Source organism: Micromonospora sp. CNZ297 (genome assembly GCF_007827625.1).
Genome location: NZ_VISU01000007.1, coordinates 15,829 through 36,862, shown reverse-complemented (window position 1 = coordinate 36,862; position 21,034 = coordinate 15,829). Strand labels below are relative to the sequence as shown.

Below are 21,034 nucleotides of genomic sequence, written 5' to 3'. Positions count from 1 at the left end.
TCGACTGTGGGGAGTTGGCGCTCGATGAGCAACTTCGTGTTCCTGCGGGCTGAGTGGCCCGTACTGTTTGGCGAGGCCCTGCGAGCGGAGCAGTTGGCCGTCGCCGACCCGCGGGCCTCGTGCTTTTACGCCCGGCGCACGCTCGAACTTGCCCTCGCCTGGCTATTCGAGGCCGACGGCACGCTCACCAAGCCGTACAAGGATGACCTGTCGGCGATGATCCACGAGCCGTCGTTGCGCAACCTGGTGGGCAACAGCCTGCAGGCGAAGATGAACATCGTCCGCAAGCAGGGCAACCGCGCCGTGCATGAGCGTACGGCGGTGACGCCGAAGGAGTCCGTGCCGGTCGTCCGCGAGCTGTTCCACGTCACGTACTGGATCGTCCGGCACTACACCCGCGACCAAGCCAGGGTCCCCGCCAGCGCGCTTGCCTTCAACCCGGATCTGATCCCCAGGCCGATCTCCTCGCAGGTCCGGCAGCAGACCCAGGCCGAGCTGAAGGCGCTCGCCGACAAGCTCGCCGCTCAGGACGCGGCGCTGGCCGCCGAACGCGAGAAGTCCGCCACCCTCGATGCCGAGTTGGCGAAGCTGCGTGCCGAGATCGCCGCCGCGAAGGCCGCCAACGAGGCTCGCCCCGACGACCACGACTACAACGAGGCGCAGACCCGCGACCTCTACATCGACCTCATGCTGGGGGAGGCCGGCTGGCGGCTCGCCCGCCCAGAGGACCGTGAGTTCGAGGTCACCGGCATGCCCAACACCACGGGCACCGGGTACGTCGACTACGTGCTGTGGGGTGACGACGGCAAGCCACTCGCGCTGGTCGAGGCCAAGCGCACCCGCCGGGACGCCACGGTCGGCCAGCAGCAGGCCAAGCTGTACGCCGACTGCCTGGAGCAGCGGTATGGCCAGCGTCCGGTCATCTTCTACACCAACGGCTACGAGACCTGGCTCTGGGACGACACCGCCTACCCTCCCCGGCCGGTGCAGGGCTTCTACACGAAGGATGAGCTCCAACTCCTGATCCGGCGCCGAGCCAGCCGCAAGCCACTCGGGGACGTGCCGATCAAGCAGGAGATCGTCGAGCGGTACTACCAGCACCGGGCGATCCGGGCGATCGGCGAGGCGTTCGAGACGCAGCGACAGCGCCAGGCGCTCGTCGTGATGGCGACCGGCGCTGGCAAGACCCGCACGGTGATTGCCCTGGTCGACCTGCTGATGCGGGCGAACTGGGTCAAGCGGGTGCTGTTCCTCGCCGACCGCAACGCGCTGGTCAAGCAGGCAACCAACGCCTTCAAGGCGCACCTGCCCGGGGCGGCCACGGTCAACCTTGTCGAGGAGAAGACCGCAGAGGCCCGGGTCTACGTCTCGACGTACCCGACGATGATGGGCCTGATCAACGAGACCGCGAGCGGCGAGCGGCGCTTCGGGCCTGGCTACTTCGACCTGGTCATCATCGACGAGGCGCACCGGTCGGTCTACCAGAAGTACCGTGCGATCTTCTCCTGGTTCGACAGCCTGCTGGTCGGGCTCACCGCGACCCCGCGTAACGAGATCGACCGCAACACCTACAGCCTGTTCAACCTGGAAGATGGTGTACCCACCGACCACTACGACCTCGACGACGCGGTCAACGAGGGCTTCCTCGTCCCGCCGCGGGCGGTCTCCGTAACGCTGAAGTTCCCGCGCGACGGTATCCGCTACGACGACCTCACCGAGGAGGAGAAGGACGACTGGGACGCCCTCGACTGGGGTGAGGGCGACCCGCCGGACGGCGTCGACGCGGACGCGGTGAACAAGTGGTTGTTCAACGCCGACACGGTGGACAAGGCGCTGGAGACGTTGATGACCCTTGGCCACCGCGTCGCGGGCGGCGACCGGATCGGGAAGACCATCATCTTCGCCAAGAACAACGCCCACGCCGACTTCATCCAGAAGCGGTTCGACCTCGCGTACCCGATGCCCCGCGGCCACCTGGCCCGGGTCATCACCCACAAGACCGAGTACGCCCAGAGCCTCATCGACGCCTTCTCCGAGAAGGAGAAGGACCCGCACATCGCGATCTCGGTGGACATGCTCGACACGGGCATCGACGTACCCGAGGTCGTCAACCTGGTCTTCTTCAAGATCGTGCGGTCGAAGTCGAAGTTCTGGCAGATGATCGGCCGCGGCACCCGGCTCTGCAAGGACCTCTACGGCCCCGGGCAGGACAAACAGAACTTCTACATCTTCGACTTCTGCAAGAACTTCGAGTACTTCAACCACAACCCGAAGGCGGCCGAGGGCAAGCTGGGCGAGTCGCTGACCGAGCGGCTGTTCAAGGCCCAGCTCGAACTGATCTACCGCCTCGACCAGCGCCTAACCGCCGACGCCGACGCGGAGGCAGAGGTTGAAGGCACGCAAAGCGAAGCGGCGCTGCGGGGGGACCTCGCCCGCAACCTGCACCGCCAGGTCGAGAACATCCACCTCGACAACTTCGTCGTGCGTCCGAAGCGGCGCCTGGTGGAGTACTACATCGACTTCGAGCACTGGCACCGGCTCACCCCCGAGGCCGTCGACGAGATCGGCGGCAACCTCGCCGGCCTGCCCACCGCAGTCAAGGACGACGACGAGGCGGCCAAGCGGTTCGACCTGATGGTGCTGCGCCTGCAGCTTGGCCAGCTCGACGTGGAGCCCGCATACGACCGGCTTCGTCGGCAGGTGCAGGACATCGCCTCGACGCTGCTGGAACAGACCAGCATCCCGGCGATCCGCGAGCAGCAGCAGCTCCTCGACGAGGTGGCCAGCGACGAGTGGTGGCAGGACGTCACCCTGCCGATGCTGGAGCTGATGCGCCGCCGCCTCCGCGGACTGGTCAAGCTGATCGAGAGGTCCAAGCGGGCCATCGTCTACACCGACTTCACCGACGAGCTGGGCGAAATCTCCGTCGTCACCCTGAACGACATCAAGATCGGCACGGACTTCGAGCGGTTCCGCGCCAAGGCCCGCGTGTACTTACGCGCCCACGAGGACCACCTGGCGTTGCAGAAGCTGCGCCGCAACAAGCAGCTCTCCCCGACCGACCTCGATGAGCTCGAACGGATGCTGGCGGCCAGCGGCGGCGGCACCGAAGACATCGACGAGGCCCGCCGCTCGGCCCACGGGCTCGGGCTGTTCATCCGCTCGCTGATCGGCCTCGACCGGGAAGCCGCCACCGAGGCGTTCGGTGACTTCCTGACCAGCCGGACGCTCAGCGCGAACCAGATCAACTTCGTAAACCTGATCGTCGCCCACCTGACCCAGAACGGCGTCATGGAGCCCGAGCGGCTCTACGACTCGCCGTTCAGCGACATCGCCCCGCAAGGGCCGGACTCGATCTTCCCGTCTGCCGACGTCGACCGGCTGATCACAATCCTCAACTCTGTCCGAGACACCGCCGCCCCTGAGGCGGAGGTGGCGTAGTGCGTCGAAGTGACGCTGGGGGGCAAAGCGCTTCGGGTCAAGGACGAGGGAGACGTGCACCCACGGCTTCGTCGGCATCCCCGGGTTGATCGTGCACCCATGGGTGCACCTGGGGGGAGGGTAACGCCCCCTGGTGTCACGATCTGTCAACAGTGCTACATCCGGAATCCGGACAGAACTGCATAACTCCAGGTCAGAGGCCGGCTTTGCTGCCGACTACGGATCAGAAGGTTAGGGGTTCGAGTCCCTTCGGGCGCACAGTACAGGGAGAAGCCCCCGACCAGCCGAAATGGCGAGGTCGGGGGCTTTCTCGTATCCGTCCTCGGCGGGTTCGGCGCGGCTGTGGGAGCCACGGTGGGATCTACTGGCCCCTCGCTGCTGCGCGACGGTGAACAGCCGGGCACGGGCCTCGTCGAGGGATTCCGGCACGTCGTCCAGGTACGTACTTCCGGAAAACTTCCGGAAAATCGTTGACGTGTTCGAAACGCCGCTGCAATACTCCGAGCGTCGGCAACATCAATCTCTGTCGATTAAAGCCATGCGTCGTCAGGTGTCACCCGTCCCGAGGAGGACCTGCGCATGTACGCCAGCATCGGCGGCTTCCGCCGCCCGTCCACCCCCCGAACATCGCGTCTCACCGTCCGGTTGGCAGTGCTCGCCTCCACCGTGGCGCTGAGTGCCGCCGGTCTCGCGGTCGCCGCCACTCCGTCCAGCGCCGCCGTCTGCAACGGGTACGTCGGCCTCACCTTCGACGACGGGCCGACCGGCAGCACCAGCGCACTGCTGTCCGTGCTGCGCGCGAACGGCGTACGGGCGACCATGTTCAACGTCGGGCAGAACGTGCAGAGCAACCCGTCCGCCGCGCGGGCCCAGGTCGACGCGGGCATGTGGGTGGCCAACCACAGTTGGAACCACGCGCACATGACCTCGATGAGCCAGAGCCAGATGCAGTCGGACCTCTCCCAGACCAACTCGGCGATCCAGTCGGCGACCGGCGTCCGGCCGCAGTTGTTCCGCCCGCCCTACGGGGAGACCAACTCGACCCTTCAGTCGGTCGCCTCGTCGCTCGGCCTGCGCCAGGTGATCTGGGACGTCGACTCCCAGGACTGGAACGGCGCCAGCGTCAGCCAGATCGTCTCCAACGCCAGCCGCCTCCAGGCCGGCCAGGTGATCCTGATGCACGACGGCATTCAGAACACCCGCGACGCGATTCCGCAGATCATGGCCAACCTGAGCAGCCGCAACCTCTGTCCGGGCATGATTTCACCGAGCACAGGCCGAGCGGTGGCCCCGGACGGCACTCCTCCGCCGACCACTCCGCCGCCGACCGGCACGCCGACCACTCCGCCTCCCAGCGGCGGGTGCACAGCGACGGCGACGACCCCCAACGTCTGGGGTGACCGGTACAACACCTCGGTGACGGTTCAGGGGGCAGGCAACTGGACCGTGGTCGTGGCTCTGACCCCGCCGCAGCGGGTCTCCACCACCTGGAACGGCTCCCCCAGTTGGGACAGCACCGGTTACGTGATGACGATGCGGTCCAACGGCAGCGGCAACACCTTCGGCTTCACCACGATGATGAACGGCAACAGCAGCGCCAGACCCCAGATCCGATCCTGCACCACGGGCTGATCCCGGTGGCCTGCCCAGACCACCGGAAACGGCTCAGGGCTGGGCTCGGTCGAAAGCGGCGGACTTGACGTTCGGGCATCGCCCCATCGCGGCGTTCACGATGGGGCGATGTCGCCGTCGTTACCGTCTGCCACCACACCCCGTGCCGGAGGCCCCGGGGTGGGCCGGCTCAGCCCGGGAGCGTGGCCCGCCTGATGTGCACGCTGTTCGCGCCGACGGAGGCGATCACCAGGTCACCGCCGGCCTCCGTCACGGCAACCAGGTCCACGGCCTCGCCCTCGTGCCCGTCGTAGGCGTCGCCGACCTGCCGGAGTCCGTCATCGAGCAGCACGACACCACCCTCGTGGCCTGAGACGATCCAGGTCCGTCCGGCGGCGGTGACCAGCGCCACCGTGCTGCAACGGCCGTTCCCGTGATCGTCGAACTCGCGGAGGAGTTCGCCGGTCACGGCGTCCCGCGACTGCAGATCGTCCATGCCCGCCGGGTCGAAGTCGAAATCGTCGGCGCCGACGTCCAGTCGGGCCCGCCGAAGGCCACCGAGGTGACCGCGCCGCCGGCGTCGAGGGAGTCGATGATTCGGCGGTGGCCGCATCCCACAGCCGGATCGTCGCGTCCTCGGAGCCGGAGGCGAACACCGGCGACCGTTGCGGGTTCCGGCGGCCAATGCGGTTATGAAGCCGCTGTGTCCGGTGTCCACCGCCACCGAGGCCAATGCCTGCCTGTCGTCCAGTTCCCAGCCCTGCGACATCCCGCTCCCATCATCCATGAAGATCGACGGGCCAGCTTCCCGGACGATGGCACGTGACCGTGGGCCGGTCGGGCCGACGCTTCCGGCGCCGTACATCTACGCCAGGGGGTCGGTGCTGATGGAGAGCACCATCCCGACCAGTGCCAGCACGTCCACCGCCAGGAGAACGAGGTGCACATACCGGTACCGGCGCGCCATTGTGTCGGCTACGAGCGTCGCCGGCGTGTGGTCCAAGAGCGCCGCGATCTTGTTCAAGCGCGTTTGGTATCCGCCCGTAGGCACCCGGTTGTGGCCACCCACGCCCGGGGTCAGGGCGGCAATCGGAATGGGCGCGTGCCCCGAGACCTGCAGCTCGATGTCGAACCCGTCGATCCTGACTCCGTCGACCAGTGACCGTGGAACGCGGTACTTGACGAGCGGGTTGCCCACGACGACGTGCGTGCGGGTCACCGCCACGAAGGCAGCCGGCCCCGCGAGGTACATGAGCAGTACGAGCGTGCCGATCAGCGTGAGACCCATCAGCAGCGTCTGTGGGGTATAGGGGATGCGGGAGGGCGTTACGAGGACGAAGGCGCCGGCCGCCGTGCACATGGCGATCGCCAACAGGGCGAGCGGGTCATTCCGCCGGATCATGGCCTCCACTCCCCGTCAGGTCGGCTGACCGCCCCGCGCGGATCCGGTGACCTTGCAAGGCAGGATCATGATGTACGCGTGGCGTCGCATGCGCGAGAGGCGCCGGACCGACGGCGCGGGCGGAGACCCGGGAATTCCGCACGGATTGGCTGGTCCCTCGCTCTCCTTGCCGGCTATGCGCTGTGGAGTTGGGCCGTGCACGGCTGGGCCGACGCCCACGACTACCGCGGATTGCTCGACGGATCGCGTCCCTGGTATCTCGCCGTCGCCGCCGTGACCTACTGGCCACCCGCGTGCCTCCTGTGGTGGTGGATCTACCCGAGGGAGGGACTCGTTCCGTGGATGCGCGAATGACGATGGATGTGATGTGCGTCGAGCAGAAAGGTGCTCACTGCGCGATCGCTGTCGCCTCCAACTCCACCAGCACGTCGGGCTCGAAGAGGTGGTCGACGCCGATCAGCGACGCCGGCGGAAGCGGCTGCGGGAGCCCGAGCTCCTCGGCGACCGACTCGATCCCGGCCATGAACGGCCCGATCTTCGCCGGCGTCCAGTCGGTGACGTAGAAGGTCAACCGGACCACGTCCTCGAACGACGAGTCTGCGCCGGCGAGGGCGCGGCCGGTGTTGCGCAGCACCTGTGCGACCTGACCGGCCAGGTCTCCGGTGGCGACGGGTGAGCCGTCGTCCAGTCGTGCGACCTGGCCGCTGACGTGGATGTGGCGCGACCCGGTGGCGACTGCCACGTGGTGGTACGGCGTGTTCGGCTGTAGACCGGCAGGGCTGAGACGGGTGACTGACATGGGCGCTCCTCCACTGGGCAACTGAGGTTTACCATTGATACCTAGTTGACGGAGGACACTTCAAGGAGACCTGGTTTCATGAGCGATACCGCCACTCCCGGTGCCGCCGAGCTGCGCATCGACGCACCGCACCGCGAGCTGCTCGATCAGGTGCTGGACAAGTGGTCGCTGAGCGTCCTGAACGAGCTGTGCGAGCGTCCGTGCCGCTTCAACGAGTTGCGCCGCGCGATCCCGGCGGTGACGCAGAAGTCTCTGACGGCGACCCTGCGACGACTGGAACGCAACGGCATCGTGGAACGGCACGTCGTGGCGACGCGCCCGGTCGCTGTCGAGTATCGGATCACCCCGCTGGGCAAGACGCTGCGTGCGCCGGTCGACGTGCTGCTCGAATGGGCCGACGCCCACATGGCGCAGATCGAGGACGCCCGACGGGCGTTCGACGACGAGGTGGAGTGACCACCGGGGCGGCACCGCACGGTCCGCCCCGGCGTCGCGTGTCACTCGCAGACAGTGCCGTCGTTGTCCCGGTCGATGTACCAGTAGTACTCAGGATCCTTGCCCTGCCTGTACGGGCCGTACCCGTTCGCGTTCGCCTCCTTGCAGGTGCCGAAGCGCGGGTCGTTGCCGCCGCCGCCCGAACTGCCGCCGCCGGTGCTTCCGCCGCCGGAGTCACCGTTGCCGCCATCCGGCTCGCAGGCCTCGCCGTCGAGGTCACGATCCAGTCCGGTCCGGTACCCCGGCTGGCCGCGCAGCAGCGGCGCCTTGCCGGCTGCGCGTACGGCATCGCAGTTCTTGTAGTAGACGGCGGGCTTCGTGGTCTTGCGCGGGGTCGGCTTCGACGCGGGCTTCGCGGTGGTCGGCGCGGCCGTGGTGGGTGACGGCGACGGCTCGGGCGACACGGTGCTGACCTCGGGCGCGGGGACCGTGGTGGTGGGCGCCGCCACGGTCGGCACCTCCTGGGCGACAGCCTTCTCCGGTGCCTTGTCCGGTTCGGTGGCGGGGCCGGCGGCGATGCCGATGCCGAGCAGCCCGCCGCAGCAGGTGAGGACCGCGACGCCGCTGACGAGGAGCAGCTTGATCGCCGCGGGCTGGCGGCTCCACCACGACGGCCGTGGCGGTGGCGCGAACGGCATGCCGGGCTGATGGGGCGGTGGAGGCGGCGGGCCCTGCCCGTGCCACGGGTTCGGGGGAGGGATTTCGGTCACAGCGGGCAGTGTGGAGCGATGTGTCCGCACGGGAGTGTCGCTGAGCCGACAGACCGGCCCTTACCGGCGCGATAAGCGACGAAGTGGTGGGCAGCTGCCGGAATACCGGCATCGATGCGGCGGATGATCGGACTCGGCCCCTCGCCGAACGGCCGACGGCGAGGGGCGCAGTGGATCAGGCGTACGGCCGGGCCGTGAGCCGTCCCGCCGCCGCCAGCCGCTCGACGGCGGCCCGGTGGGGAACCGCGTGACTCGTACGACCGCCCACACCGGTGGTGGTGACGGCGGTGAACAGCGAGTTGAGCAGCGCCTCCTCCACCGCGTCCAGCACGGCGGCGAAGACCGGATCGATCGCGCCGTCCGGGATCGGCGGCTGGTCCGACGTGGTGAACGCGATCGCGTAGTCGCCGCTCGTGGTGCTGAAGGACGCACCCACCCGGGCCATCGCGAACACCGCCCGGCGGGCGAGCCGCCGGAGCTGGCGCGCGTCCAGCGGTACGTCGGTCGCCACCACGATCATGCACGAGTTGCCGGGTGGTTCGGTCCGGTCGGCGGCCGGGACCAGCTCGTCGACCGGTAGCGGCACGCCGAGTGCGGTGAGGACGCCGCCGAAGTTGGACTGGACCAGCGCGCCGACCGTCCGCGTGCCGCCGTCGGTCCAGACCGTGCGGGACGAGGTGCCGATGCCTGCCTTGTAGCCCAGGGCGGTGGTGCCCGCGCCGGCCCCGACACAGCCCTCGGCGGGAAGCCCGTCGGTCGCCCCCGCGACGGCCGCCAGGACGTGTTCCTCGGTGATCGGGCGGCGGCGGATGTCCGACAGGTGCCCGTCGTTGGTCTCACCGACCAGCGGGTTGAACGACAGCCCGTCCGGCCGGCGCTCCATCAGGTGCCCGAGCAGCGCGTCCGCCGCCCGGAACACCGACAGCGTGGCGGTCAGCACGACCGGAGACTCCAGTACGCCGAGCTCGTCCACCTGGGTCGAGCCGACGAGCTTTCCGTGGCCGTTGCCGGTGTACACCGCCGCGGGCAGCGTCCACCGTCCGGGGCCGAGCCCGCTCGGCACGATCGCTGTGACGCCGGTGTGCAGGTCGGCGCCGTCGTCGACGGTGGTGTGACCCACCAGGACGCCGGGGACGTCGGTGATCGCGTTGTGCGGCCCGGTGGGCAGCGACCCGACGACGATCCCCAGGTCGCGGGCGCGCCGGCCAGGCCGGCTCAGGAGGCCGCCGCCCGGATGGCCTGCACGATGCCGGTCGGGGAGTAGTCGTCGGGGACGCCCTCGACCAGGATGATGTCGCCCTCGATGTGCCGCGAGCGCAGCGGCGCGATCTCCTGGTAGGCGGGCGAGTCCCACCAGGCCCGCGCCTCTGCGATGCCCGGGAAGCCGAGCATCACGACGGCGCCGGGCCAGTTGCCCTCCTTCACCTCGTGCGGCGTCGCGTGCACGAGAAAACGGCCGCCGTACGGGGCGAGGGTGCCGGGGAGGCGCTCGATGTATTCGGCGATGTCCGGGTGAGGGGCGGCGTCCTGGAGGTGGGCGATGGCGTACGCGGGCATGGTGTCCTTCCGGCCGTCGAACTCCGAACGCCGATCCTGACACAGCGGTCAGCACGCTTTCTCGCCCATTTCGGTGAACTCGTCGAGCGGGACCGTTCGCAGCACCTCCCCGCTGTCGTCGAAGTCGGTGACCAGGACCGAACCCGGCCGCAGCTCGGCCAGTTCGGCGATCCGGAAGTCCACGCCCTCGGTGCGGAAGCTGTTGTCGTGGGTGGCGCCGGAGACCCGGAACGCCGCCTGCCCGTCGGCCACCGGCCCGGGCGGGAAACCCTCAAGGGGTACGAGGGCAGGCGCTGCGGCGTCGCGAGGCACGTCGTACTTCCGCCTCGGCCAGTACGGCCGCTCCGGTGTGGGCGCACCGGGCGAGGCGGACTCCGCCACGGAGGTGAGCACCACGAGGTCGGGCGGCCGGTCCGCGCACCAGGCGAGCGCCGCGTGCGGCCGGCCGTGGGCGTCCACTGTGAGGCCGGTGACGCCCTTCACCTCCGGCGTACAGGAGGTCAGTCCGGCCAGCACGATCAGGGCGGCGGCCGGTGCCGCGACGGCCCGGCGTGTCCTCGTACCCCTTCGTGCGGCCATGCTCCGACGGTGACAGTGCCGTGTCACCCCGCGATCCGCGTTCGGTTGCGGCCTAATGACGATGGTGCGCGCTCAGGCCCCGGAAGCCACGGCCGCGACGGCGGCGTGCGGGCGGTGGGCGTCGTCCAGGCGCGTCAGACGCTCGACCTCCGCGAACCCCGCCTGCCGCAGCCGCGCGGAGAACTCGTCCACCGGCCAGCGGTACGCGGTGGCGACCTTGTGCTCGAAGGCACCCACCTCGTCACCGACGAAGATGCCGGCCACGAGCGGTCCACCCGGCACGATCGCGCGGCGGAACTCCGCCAGCACGCCGTCGAGGTCCGGTGGCGGGAGGTGGATCAGTGAGTACCAGGCGAGGATGCCGGCGACGGAGTGGTCGGGGACGGCGAGGTCGTCCAGTGACCCGAGCCGGTATGCGCAGTCCGGATGCGTCGCCCGCGCGTGCGCGACGAACTCGGGAACCATGTCGATCCCGGTGGCGTCGACGCCCAGCGAACGGAGGTGGTCGGTGAGGTGGCCCGGTCCGCATCCGAGGTCGAGCACCGGGCCGGTCCGGACGGTCAGGTGGCGGCCGATGAGGGCGAGGTCGTCCGCGTGGACGTGGCCGGTGGTGCCGAACAGTTCGATGTAGAGCGGCGCGATCGCGCCGTACGCCTGCCGTACCCGTGTGTGGTCCACCCGTCGATCATAGAGGTCGGTACGCCTTGGCCGCATTTACCAGATGAATGAGATGAATGAATGGAAAAGTCGTCGCAAAGCCGCCGCCCGGTGAGGAATCGATAGCTTTCCGTCACTGAAGTTTCTATCCTTGAAGAATCCGATCGCCAGCAGCGGAAGGGGCGGCATGCCGCGCCGTTCGAGCCTCAGCTATCGAGATGCGTTACGACTGCTGGCCCCGGGCAGCGCGCGCATCACCGAGACCGACAAGGTCGTCAGCGCGGGGATCCTGGGCGCTGGGGCCCTCTCCCACGGTACGGCGCTCGCGCTGCTCGGCCCGAAGAACGCGCTCATGCAGCTCGTCCGGGACGCCACCGGAAACCAGGCCGGGCGCATCCGGGCAACCGGCGGTAAATCGTATTACGAGCTGCTGGAGGCCAGCCATACCGTGCTGGCCCTCTCCGCGTTCTTCGACGGTTTCCGCGACGAGGTCGGGCCGGGTTTCGACAGGCTGGAACTGACCGACGAGGAGAAGGTCGGCATGGTGCCGGCCGAGCGGCGGCACCACACGCTTCCGCAGGAGATCGACGGCGGCTACTTCCCGCTGCCCTCCTCCGTGCACGGCATGGACGACACCCGGCGGGACGTCGAGGCCGCGTACGTCAAGCTCTACGACGCCACCATCGCCTTCTGCGAGGGTCTCGCCGCCTGGCCGTCGGTGCGGCGCGGGCTCGACCTCACGTCGATGCGCTCCCGCGTGGTGGGCCGGGCCATGTGGCACTACGAGGACCGCTTCGACCGGCTCGCCGCGGACCTCCCCGAGTTCGGGTTCCGGATGATCCGGCAGGCGATCGAGCACAACCTGATCGACAACCGGAAGCTCACCACCGAGGTCTCGGCCCGGCTGGACGCGCTGGCGCAGCTCTACCGCAACCTGGACGAGCTGTCCGGTCCGGTGGCCGCCGACCGGCCCGACCTGCTCCGCGAGTCGCTCGACCGGCTCACCGGGTCGCTGGCGGCGGTGTTCCGGCAGCCGCTGCTGCGGATCAAGGACGTCGACTTCCACCTGCGGCTGCCGAACGTGGACAGCGGGTTCATCAGCCCCGACTTCCGGGCCGCCGAGTACGGCAAGCACACGTCACCGGAGCGGGAGCACTGGTGGGAGGACCAGCCGCGCCGGGGTGACCTCGTCGGGTTCCTCTCCGAGTATCTGACCGACCCGGCGAGCCTGCACCGTCCGCTGCTGCTCCTCGGCCAGCCGGGCGCCGGCAAGACGCTGCTGACCCGGGTGATCGCGGCCCGGCTGCCGGCGAGCCGGTTCACCGCGATAGTGGTGCCGCTGCGCCGGATGTCCGGGGACACGTCGCCGACCGAGCAGATCGAGGCCGCGATCGAGCAGGTGATGGACGAGCGCATCCGCTGGGCGGACCTGCGCCGGGCCACCCAGCACACCACCGTCGTGGTGATCTTCGACGGGTTCGACGAACTCGTCCAGGTCACCGGCACGGCCCACTCCCAGTACATCGACCGGGTGGCCGAGTTCCAGGAGACCCAGTGGGACCTGGGCTACTCGGTCATCCCGATCATCACGTCGCGGATCCTGGTGATGGACCGCGCCAGCGTGCCGCAGGGCACAGTGCTGGTCCGGCTGGAGGACCTGACCGACGCCCAGGTGACGGCCTGGCTGACCGCCGTGAACGCGGCGAACGAGGACCGGCCCGGCTACCGCCGGCTGTCCGCCCGGGAGCTGCTGTCCCACGGCGAGCTGGCCCGTCAGCCGTTGCTGCTCACGCTGCTGGCGATCTACTACAACGAGCACTGGGCCGACCGCCGTCCCGGCGCCGCCATCTCCCGGTCCGACCTGTTCACCGGCCTGCTCACCGCGTTCATCAGGCGGCAGGTGAGCGAGAAGGCGCCGACCGCCCTCGCGAACCACGAGCGGGAGGCCCGCGAACACCAGCTCCGGCGCGACCTGGCGATCACCGCGTTCGCCATGTTCAACCGCAACCGGGAACTGGTGAACCGGGCCGCGCTCCGTCTCGACCTGGACTGCTTCGGCTCCGGGCCCGGAGACGGCTCGCGCTTCGAACTCGGCGACGTGCTCGGCCCGGAACAACTGGTCACCGCCGCGTTCTTCGTGGTGTACGGCCCGGACGACGTGCAGGGCGAGGACGCCAGGCGCACGTACGAGTTCCTGCACACCACGATCGGCGACTTCCTGATCGCCGAGTACGTCATCGGGGCGCTGCGGAGCCTGGCCGTGCTGCGCCGGCACACCCGCAGCCCGGCCGGCTTCGGCTACCAGCTGGACACCGGCCAGTTCCGGGCGCTGCTCTCCCACCAGCCGCTGGTGAAGCGCGAGGCGGTGGTGGGCTTCGCCCGGGAGCTCGCCTCCCGCCACCCGGAGGAGCTGGACGGGATCGTGGAGACCATCGCCGGCCTGCTGGCCGAGGCCCGGCAGCGGACCAACCTGGCCGGCGTGGACGGCTACCGGCCCGCGCCGTACGACCCGGTGCGGCTGCTCGCCGCGTACACCGCCAACCTGGTCGCCCTCGCCGCGCTGGTGTCACCGGACGGCGTACGCCACACCGATCTGATGGACGAGGCGACCTGGGTGTCCACGGTCCGGCTGTGGCGGGCGGGGCTGGACGAGAAGGGCCAGCTCGCGATGATCAGCTGGCTCGGCCGGGACGCCGACGGCCGGATCATCGCCGAGCAGCGGCGCGAGGGCCGGGGAGAGAAGATCAACGTGGCCGCCGAGGAGGCGCGGCTGCTGGGTGACATCACCACCTACGGCCAGTTGCGGGCGGGCGCACGGACGTGGCGCGGCCAGCAGCCGGACAGCTTCGAGGCCGCCCGGTTCCACGCCGACCTGGTGTCGCTCGCCACCCGCCGCTGGCCGGTGCCGTCCCTGCACCAGCTCATCCTGTACGACGAGCGCAGCTACCGGCGCCTGTGGGCGCGCGCCGTCGAGTCACCGGAGGCGGTGTCCAGCACGAGCGCCACTGTCCTGCTGGAATGCCTCGCCGAGGACGGCGCGCAGTTGCCCCGCGAGGTGGTGTGCGGGCTGACCCGGGTGGCGTTGAGCCGGCTGCCCGACTCGCCGACCGCGCCGCCCGAACTGATCATCTCGTGCCCGTACCTGATCGACGAGTTCCCGGAACTGGTCGACTCGCTCGGCACGACCGACGACCACGCGGTGCTGCACGCGCTCATCCTGCGGCACGGGCTCCACCGGCTGCCGCAGCGGTACGTGCCCCGGGTCCGCCGGGTGCTCGCCGACATCGAGGACCGGCTCGCGGAGCTGCCGCTGGAGGACGGCGTGGTGTCGGCCGAGATGGCCGAGCAGTTCGCCGCCGCCCGGGTCGACAACCGCACCGCGCTGTGGCTGCTGATGGCGTTGAGCGAGTACGCCGAACTGGCCTGGCCGAAGATCCCGCCGAAGACGATGCACGCCCTGCTCGCGCACCGGCTGCCGGACGAGTTCCTCGACGAGGCGAGCCTGTGCCGGCTGCTCCTGGACTACCTGCGGGCCTACGACCGGGTGCCGGCCGAGGTCTCGCTGGCATCAGCCCTCGACACGCTGCGCGTCCTCGCAGCATCCGACCAGTCCGATCACACCGGGCGGACCGGCCAGATCCCGGCCGCCGGGGCGGTCTGACCACGCCACCCGTACCGCCACCACCCGTCCGGAGGCCCCGATTGGCACACTCGCCCACGCACCGAGAGCACATCGTCCGGACGGGAAGGAGGAACCTGGCGGTCGACATCGCCGGGGCGGAACGCGGCTGGCCCGTGTTCCTGATGCACGGCACACCCGGCAGCCGCAACGGTCCACGACCACGGTCCATCGTGCTGCACCGGCTCGGCGTACGGCTGATCTCGTACGACCGGCCGGGTTACGGCGGCTCCAGCCGGCTGCCCGGCCGCCGCGTCGCGGACGCCGCGGCGGACGTCGCGGCCATCGCCGACGACCTGGGCCTGGACGGCTTCTCGGTGGTGGGGCGCTCCGGCGGCGGCCCGCACGCCCTGGCCTGCGCCGCGCTGCTGCCGGACCGGGTACGGCGGACCGCCGTCCTGGTCGGTCTCGCCCCGGCCGGCGCGGCCGGGCTGGACTGGTTCGGCGGCATGACCGACGCCAACGTCCGGGACTACGGCGCCGCCGAGCACGACGTGCCGGTGCTCGCCGAGCAGTTGCGGCTGCGGGCCGAGCGGACCATGGACGACCCGGGCTCGCTGCTGGCGCTGCTGGTCGAGCAGATGACCGAGGCCGATCGCCGGGTGGTGGCCGGCGTGCCGATCCGCCGGCAGCTCACCGACGCCTACGCCGAGGCGCTGCGCCAGGGGCCGCACGGCTGGATCGACGACGTGCTGGCGTTACGCGCCGACTGGGGGATCACGCTGGCGGACATCCGGATGCCGGTCCGGCTGTGGCACGGCGCCGACGACAACTTCGCCCCGGCCAGCCACACCCGCTGGCTGGCCGAGCAGATCCCCGGCGCGCAGTTGCACGTGCAGCCGCGCAGCGCGCACTTCGGCGCGGTGGAGGTGCTGCCGGAGATCCTCGCGTGGCTGGCCGACCCGGTGGAGCGGACCGCTGTCAGATCGGATGCGGGTCGATGATGCGCCGCTGCAACCGGCTCTCCCGGACGGCCTCGACCGCCGGGTGGTTCTCGCCCAGCCGGTAGGTCAGCTCGCGGGTGACGGCCTCCAGTTCCGCCCGCCGGCCGCTCTCCACCCGCTCCTGCATCACCACCAGGTTCGCCCGGCAGCGCAACGTGTTCGTGTGGTCGCGGCCGAGGGTCCGGACCAGCCCGTCGTGGGCGCGCCGCAGCAGGCTCAGCGCCTCCAGGTCCGCCGCCTCCCGGCCTTCCGGCGGGTCGGGCTGTTCGGCGATGCAGATGCCCTGGTTCATCCAGCCGGAGAGCGGGTACGGGTGCCCGCTGCCCAGCACGCCGGCGAGCGCGTCGGCGGACCGGCCGGCGAGCTGCCGCGCCTCGGCGAAGTCTCCGGCGCGGCGGGCCACCATGGCGAGGTTGACCATGCAGACCAGGGTCAGCGGGTGCGCCGGGCCGAGGTTGCGCTGGTAGATGCGGTGCACCTCGGTGAGTTCCCGGCTGGCGCGCTGGAACAGGTCGACCGTGAGCAGGTTGATCGACAGGCTCAGCCGGCAGGTCAGCGTCTCCGGGTTGTCCGGCCCGAACCGCTCGTTCAGCAGCTCGTACGCGGCTTCGAGGAGCTTGCCCGCCTCGACCGCGTGCCCGGCCGCGCGCAGCGACACCGCCAGGTTCGTCTGCGTCCGCAGGGTGATGAGGTGTTCGGGCCCGGCCGTGTGCAGCAGGTCCCGGTGGACGCTGCGCAGGCGGGTGACCGACTGCTCGAAGTCGCCCGCGTCGCGCATGTCGATGCCGACGTACGCGGAGGAGGCGAGCGTGTCCGGGTGGTTCTCCCCGAGGATCGCGCGGCGCCCGGCCAGCACCATCTCGTCGTTCTTGCGGGCCTCCCGGAAGTCGCCCATCAGGCGCTGGGTGCTGGCGAGGTTGTTGAGCGCGGCGAGGGTACGCGGGTGCTCCTCGGTGAAGTTCCGCTTCCACGCGTTGAACGTGATCTCGTCCAGGCGCAGCGCCTCGTTGTACATGCCCATGCCGCGCAGGTCGCGGGCGAGCCCGCCGGCGGTCATCAGCGTGTGCGGGTGGTCCTCGCCGAGCAGTTCCCGCTGGGCGGCGAGCACCTCCTCGTCCAGCGCCCGCGACTCGGTGAACTGCCCGAGGAAGGCGAGGATGTTGGCGAGGTTGAACTGGAGGTGCAGCAACTGCCGGCGCAGGTCGTCGCGCGCCCGCGCGTCGTCCTCCTCCGCGAGCATCTGCTCCCAGGTCTGCGCGACCTCCTGCCCGAGCCGCCGGCCGGTCTCCAGGTCGCCGCGCAACTGGAGGTAGCGGACCCGGTCGATCATCAGCGCCCGCACCTCCACCTTGCGGCTCAGCGGCGCCTTCGACGCCTCCAGGTGCGGCCAGATGACCCGGAACCGGGGCCAGCCGTCGGGGTCGTCGACCTCGCCCTCGGGCCGGGCCGCGGCGAGCACGAGGTGGACCTGCTGGCGCGCCTCGTCGAGTTGCGCCTCCGTCATCCGGGACCGGACGGCGTGCTGGAGCAGGCGGTGCATGAGCACCAGGCCGCCCCGGCCCCGCTCGCCGCCGGACGGGTTCTCGGCCCGCAGGTCGACGCGGACCAGCGCGAGCCGGTTGGCCTGCTGCACCAGTTGCTGGCGGACCAGCCGCTCCTTCGCCTGCGGGTGGAACGGCACCAGCGCCTCGGCGAACTCGTCGCTGTAGACCAGGTCGGCGGAGATCTCGGGCGCGAACACCGAGCAGAGTTGCAGCACCCGGTAGGCGGCCGGGTTGCGGGTCCGCAGGTGGTTGAGCGACAGCTCCCAGGTGGCCTCCACGGAGACGTTGCTGTTCGGCTCCATCACCGCGCCCGGTCCGAACCTGGCGATCTCGTTGAGGTAGCTGTCGACCGAGTGGCCGGTGTCGGCGAGCCAGGCCGCGGCGGCGGTGACAGCGATCGGCAGGTCGCCGAGCAGGGCGGCGATCCGGTCGGCCTGGTCGACGCGCATGGTCGGCACCCGCTCGGTGAGGTGCTGGATGCTCTCCGCGCGCTTGAACACGTCGACCTGAACGGTGGTGGCCCGCTCGACCCACTGCAGGTTCCTGGACGTGATCAGGACGTGGCCCTTGCCGTCCGGCACGTACGGCAGGACGCCCTCGACCTCGTCCGCGTTGTCCATGATCAGCAGCCAGCGGAGGTCGGTGCGGCGCAGCGCCTGGAGCACCAGCCGGGCGTTCTCCCGGTTCGAGTCCGACGACGGTACGCCCAGGTAGGGCGCCAGGTCACCGATGGCCGACTCGATGAACGGCACCTGGTCGGCGTCGATCCACCACACCATGTCGTACGCGGCGCGGTAGCGGTGGGCGTACTCCAGCGCGAGCTGGCTCTTGCCGATGCCGCCCATGCCCTGCAACGCCACCGGCCCGGTGCCGGAGAGCACCACCTTCGGGCTGCTGCGCAGCAGCGTCCGCAGCTCGCGCAGGTCCGCCTCCCGGCCGGTGAAGCGCTTGTTGCGGCCCGGCACCTCGAACACCGTGTTGTCCCGGCCGGGGAACCGGGGACCGGTCGGCAGTTCCAGGTCCGCCGGCACGCCCTCGCGGCCGACCAGGCGCAGGATCCGCGCGGCGGCGGTACGCGCCTCCAGCCCGGCGACCGAGACGGTGTGCGCCGCGGGCACGTTCGCCAGGCGCCGCACGTCGGCCACGTAGACGACGAGCGGCGCCTGGTCGGGCGAGCGGTCCGGCGCGGCGAGCACCGCCTCCTCGGTGGCGTTCGCCTCGGAGACGATGATCAGCTCCCGGGCGGTCCGGGGCGTCTCGTCCTCGGCGAACCACGGGTCGGTCACCCGGACGTCGGCCGAGACCAGCAGGTGACCGATCCACTCCGCCCACACCCGGTCGTACGGGGCGTGCCGGAGCAGGATCTCGTTCTCCACCGAGTTGGAGGTACGGGTGAACCGGGCGTTGACCCGCTCGCGTACCGCGCTGCTCATCGGCGGCAGCGACTCCACCTCGCCCCGGGTGATCTCCCGGGCCAGCACCTCGTACGCGGACAGCAGCGATCCGTTGACGCCGGGCTGGTCGGCGAACGTGGCGAGCAGTTCCTCGTACGCGTAGAACGCCTGGTAGGGCACCTGCATCCGGGCCCAGTACCGGTCCCGGTCGGCCTCGCTCATCCCGCTCGGCAGACCGCTGAAGCGCTGCCGCGCCACCGCCCGCCCGGTGTCCGCCTTGACCTTCTCCGCCGGGTCGATCCGCATCGGCACGGGCAGCACCCGGATCCGCCGCGACCCGTAGCGGTGCTCGACCAGCCGCGCCACCTTGGCCGCGCCGGTGATGCCCTGCTCGCTGAGGGTGAAGCAGGTGACCAGCACGTCCGGCAGCTGGATGGTGCAGATGTCGGCCACGTCGGAGAAACCGGTGCGGCTGTCGATCAGCACGTAGTCGTAGTTGCGCTTCATGTCGGCGCGCAGCGCGTCGAAGAAGTAGCCGCCGCCCTGCCGCTCGTAGAACTCGTCCCAGTTCATCCCGGCGAGCGCGCCGGCGTAGTCGTTGTTCTGCTGGCCCGCGCCGAGGAAGTCCAGCGTCCCGTCACCGGGGAAGTTCGACCAGTTCAGCGAGAACGAGTACTTGTGCACGCGGGCGTACTGCTCGTGCCAGCGGTCGTCGCCCTTGTCCTGCTTGGTGGTGGTCGCCCACTCGTACTCCCGGATCAGGTCGATCACCCCGCCGGTGCTCTCCAGCGCGTCCCGGTCGATGAACGGCGCGAAGAAGCGCGACAGGCCGGGGGACTCCAGGTCCCAGTCGACTGCGAGCACCCGCTTGCCGTTGGCGGCGAGGATCCAGGCGACGTTCGCCAGCGCCATCGTCCGGCCGGTGCCGCCCTTGTAGGAGTAGAAGGTGACGACCTGTCCCTCGCGTCGGGTCATGTGTCCACTCCCTCGTCGGGCGGCGGGTTCTCCCAGAGCCGGGGTTTGCTGATCGGCCGTCCCGGCGGCGGGTAGGCCGGTCTCGCCTCCAGGTAGCGGCGGCGCATCCGGTCGACCAGGCCGTGGATCCCGGCCCGCCAGTCGTCGTAAGTGGTGATCGCCAGTGGGCGTGCCGCGGCCGGGAAGATCTCGATGGCCCGGTCGAGCAGCACCGCCGCGTGGGAGCGGCGACCGGGTGCCGAGTCCTCGATGATCACCACGACGCCCACCCAGCGGTGCAGCGAGGCGACGGCCGCGCGGACGGCCTCCGCACCGTCCGGCGTCTCGACCACCCGAGGATCGATCATGAGTACGCCCGGGCAGCCCCGGAACAGCCCGGCGTCCGGTACGAAGTCGCGGACGTCGATCGGCATCCGCAGCCGCTGCACCGCGTCGGTCACGTCGTCGACCACCGGCGGCCGGTCGCGGAACGGGCGCCACCGGCCGGCGTGCGTGTCGGACCGCCCGTTGAGCCGTCCCGGGTCGGCCGGTTCCTCGGGCGCGATCACCACCGCCCGGAACGGCACCTCGCTGGTCGGGGACGACGGCAGATCGGTCGGGCCGGTCGGCGGCTCGGCCGGTTGCAGCGGCGTCTGCTCGGCGGTGTCGACGATGTGCTGGGCGAGCCGGCCCAGCACCTCCTTGTAGGCGTGCTGGAACTTCTGGAGCCGGCAGAGCGCGCTCATGCCGTTCGCCGCGTACGCATCCACGTCGGCGGCCATCGCCACCGCCCGGGCCTGGTCCGGCGCGTGCACCGCGGCGGGCGACGGGATCCACAGGACCGGCAGGATGTTGTCGCCGTCGGCCGGCCGGCCGGCCCGGATCAGCCGTTGCCGGAACCACTCCCGTTCCCGGCGCGAGTCGTCCCGGTTGAGGTAGTCCGGCGAGTACAACGGCACGAACACCTCGGCCTCGGCCAGCGCGGTGCGTTTTCGTTCCGTCCGATCCTCCGGCGGCCGCACCATGAAGTCGGCGAAGCCCTGCCGGCGTAACCGGTCGCCGGGCCGGCCGTCGATCGCCAGGTTGAGATCGTGGTAGAAGCGGCGGACCCAGTGGTCGCCCGGGGTGCGGTCGTTGTGTGTCGGCGGGGGGACGTAGCTGAGGAAGAAATATGGCGGGCCCGGCAGCGCGGGCCGCTCAGAGGTCACGACGACACGACCGTTCCACGGGAAGTGCGCCTGACCCCCAACCGGTAATGATCACGCGCT

The 21,034-nt window shown here is 70.4% G+C and carries 15 protein-coding genes; 5 read left to right on the top strand and 10 right to left on the bottom strand.

Annotated features, from left to right (window positions below):
- Nucleotides 1–24 precede the first annotated feature (24 nt).
- Together FB454_RS14900 and FB454_RS14895 are read left to right on the top strand one after the other, a co-directional pair.
- The gene (locus FB454_RS14900; protein WP_145823090.1) at nucleotides 25–3,441 is read left to right on the top strand and encodes a DEAD/DEAH box helicase family protein; all 3,417 of its coding nucleotides are present in this window, start codon (nucleotides 25–27) and stop codon (nucleotides 3,439–3,441) included.
- Nucleotides 3,442–4,020: 579 nt separating this feature from the next.
- Nucleotides 4,021–5,073 carry a polysaccharide deacetylase family protein gene (locus FB454_RS14895; RefSeq protein ID WP_145823089.1) on the top strand — a complete coding sequence of 351 codons (1,053 nt, stop codon included), beginning with the start codon at nucleotides 4,021–4,023 and terminating at the stop codon, nucleotides 5,071–5,073.
- A gap of 169 nt (nucleotides 5,074–5,242) precedes the next feature.
- Here the strand turns inward: FB454_RS14895 and FB454_RS14890 are convergent, their stop codons facing one another.
- From FB454_RS14890 to FB454_RS14880, 3 genes are all read right to left on the bottom strand, one after another.
- Complete coding sequence (locus FB454_RS14890) at nucleotides 5,243–5,548, bottom strand: hypothetical protein (protein WP_145823088.1); 306 nt, start codon at nucleotides 5,546–5,548, stop codon at nucleotides 5,243–5,245.
- A gap of 369 nt (nucleotides 5,549–5,917) precedes the next feature.
- Nucleotides 5,918–6,454, bottom strand: a complete 537-nt coding sequence (locus tag FB454_RS14885) for a hypothetical protein (protein ID WP_145823087.1) — start codon at nucleotides 6,452–6,454, stop codon at nucleotides 5,918–5,920.
- Nucleotides 6,455–6,842: 388 nt separating this feature from the next.
- Nucleotides 6,843–7,253: a RidA family protein gene (locus tag FB454_RS14880; RefSeq protein WP_145823086.1), complete on the bottom strand. Its 411-nt coding sequence runs from the start codon at nucleotides 7,251–7,253 to the stop codon at nucleotides 6,843–6,845.
- A gap of 78 nt (nucleotides 7,254–7,331) precedes the next feature.
- Between FB454_RS14880 and FB454_RS14875 the strand changes: the two genes are divergently transcribed.
- Nucleotides 7,332–7,709, top strand: a complete 378-nt coding sequence (locus FB454_RS14875; RefSeq protein ID WP_030272621.1) for a winged helix-turn-helix transcriptional regulator — start codon at nucleotides 7,332–7,334, stop codon at nucleotides 7,707–7,709.
- Nucleotides 7,710–7,750: 41 nt separating this feature from the next.
- Here the strand turns inward: FB454_RS14875 and FB454_RS14870 are convergent, their stop codons facing one another.
- The 5 genes from FB454_RS14870 to FB454_RS14850 form a co-directional block, all read right to left on the bottom strand.
- Nucleotides 7,751–8,458: an excalibur calcium-binding domain-containing protein gene (locus FB454_RS14870; RefSeq protein ID WP_357235855.1), complete on the bottom strand. Its 708-nt coding sequence runs from the start codon at nucleotides 8,456–8,458 to the stop codon at nucleotides 7,751–7,753.
- 175 nt (nucleotides 8,459–8,633) lie between these two features.
- Nucleotides 8,634–9,626, bottom strand: a complete 993-nt coding sequence (locus FB454_RS14865; protein ID WP_205413738.1) for a P1 family peptidase — start codon at nucleotides 9,624–9,626, stop codon at nucleotides 8,634–8,636.
- 47 nt (nucleotides 9,627–9,673) lie between these two features.
- Nucleotides 9,674–10,015: a DUF1330 domain-containing protein gene (locus FB454_RS14860; protein ID WP_145755796.1), complete on the bottom strand. Its 342-nt coding sequence runs from the start codon at nucleotides 10,013–10,015 to the stop codon at nucleotides 9,674–9,676.
- 48 nt (nucleotides 10,016–10,063) lie between these two features.
- The gene (locus tag FB454_RS14855; protein WP_013289100.1) at nucleotides 10,064–10,594 is read right to left on the bottom strand and encodes a response regulator; all 531 of its coding nucleotides are present in this window, start codon (nucleotides 10,592–10,594) and stop codon (nucleotides 10,064–10,066) included.
- A 72-nt stretch (nucleotides 10,595–10,666) separates the two neighbouring features.
- A complete protein-coding gene (locus FB454_RS14850) occupies nucleotides 10,667–11,308 on the bottom strand; it encodes a class I SAM-dependent DNA methyltransferase (RefSeq protein WP_145823085.1) in 642 nt (213 codons plus the stop codon).
- A gap of 130 nt (nucleotides 11,309–11,438) precedes the next feature.
- On the opposite strand from FB454_RS14850, the gene FB454_RS14845 reads away from it, so the two are divergent.
- Both FB454_RS14845 and FB454_RS14840 read left to right on the top strand, forming a co-directional pair.
- Complete coding sequence (locus tag FB454_RS14845; protein WP_145755739.1) at nucleotides 11,439–14,912, top strand: NACHT domain-containing protein; 3,474 nt, start codon at nucleotides 11,439–11,441, stop codon at nucleotides 14,910–14,912.
- Between the two features lie 41 nt (nucleotides 14,913–14,953).
- Nucleotides 14,954–15,874: an alpha/beta fold hydrolase gene (locus FB454_RS14840; protein WP_013289097.1), complete on the top strand. Its 921-nt coding sequence runs from the start codon at nucleotides 14,954–14,956 to the stop codon at nucleotides 15,872–15,874.
- On the opposite strand, the gene fxsT is transcribed toward FB454_RS14840, so the two are convergent.
- Together fxsT and FB454_RS14830 are read right to left on the bottom strand one after the other, a co-directional pair.
- Nucleotides 15,852–19,787 carry an FxSxx-COOH system tetratricopeptide repeat protein gene (gene fxsT, locus FB454_RS14835; protein ID WP_071097423.1) on the bottom strand — a complete coding sequence of 1,312 codons (3,936 nt, stop codon included), beginning with the start codon at nucleotides 19,785–19,787 and terminating at the stop codon, nucleotides 15,852–15,854. The genes FB454_RS14840 and fxsT overlap by 23 nt on opposite strands.
- The gene (locus FB454_RS14830; protein ID WP_013289095.1) at nucleotides 19,784–20,974 is read right to left on the bottom strand and encodes a TIR-like protein FxsC; all 1,191 of its coding nucleotides are present in this window, start codon (nucleotides 20,972–20,974) and stop codon (nucleotides 19,784–19,786) included. Before FB454_RS14830 ends, fxsT begins: the two co-directional genes overlap by 4 nt.
- Between the last annotated feature and the right edge of the window lie 60 nt (nucleotides 20,975–21,034).

Coding starts and splice junctions, on each gene's coding strand:
- FB454_RS14895 (WP_145823089.1), top strand. CDS start 4,021: ATGTACGCCAGCATCGGCGGCTTCCGCCGCCCGTCCACCCCCCGAACA.
- FB454_RS14850 (WP_145823085.1), bottom strand. CDS start 11,308: ATGCGGCCAAGGCGTACCGACCTCTATGATCGACGGGTGGACCACACA.
- FB454_RS14890 (WP_145823088.1), bottom strand. CDS start 5,548: ATGGACGATCTGCAGTCGCGGGACGCCGTGACCGGCGAACTCCTCCGC.
- FB454_RS14900 (WP_145823090.1), top strand. CDS start 25: ATGAGCAACTTCGTGTTCCTGCGGGCTGAGTGGCCCGTACTGTTTGGC.
- FB454_RS14885 (WP_145823087.1), bottom strand. CDS start 6,454: ATGATCCGGCGGAATGACCCGCTCGCCCTGTTGGCGATCGCCATGTGC.
- FB454_RS14875 (WP_030272621.1), top strand. CDS start 7,332: ATGAGCGATACCGCCACTCCCGGTGCCGCCGAGCTGCGCATCGACGCA.
- FB454_RS14880 (WP_145823086.1), bottom strand. CDS start 7,253: ATGTCAGTCACCCGTCTCAGCCCTGCCGGTCTACAGCCGAACACGCCG.
- FB454_RS14855 (WP_013289100.1), bottom strand. CDS start 10,594: ATGGCCGCACGAAGGGGTACGAGGACACGCCGGGCCGTCGCGGCACCG.
- FB454_RS14860 (WP_145755796.1), bottom strand. CDS start 10,015: ATGCCCGCGTACGCCATCGCCCACCTCCAGGACGCCGCCCCTCACCCG.
- fxsT (WP_071097423.1), bottom strand. CDS start 19,787: ATGACCCGACGCGAGGGACAGGTCGTCACCTTCTACTCCTACAAGGGC.
- FB454_RS14845 (WP_145755739.1), top strand. CDS start 11,439: ATGCCGCGCCGTTCGAGCCTCAGCTATCGAGATGCGTTACGACTGCTG.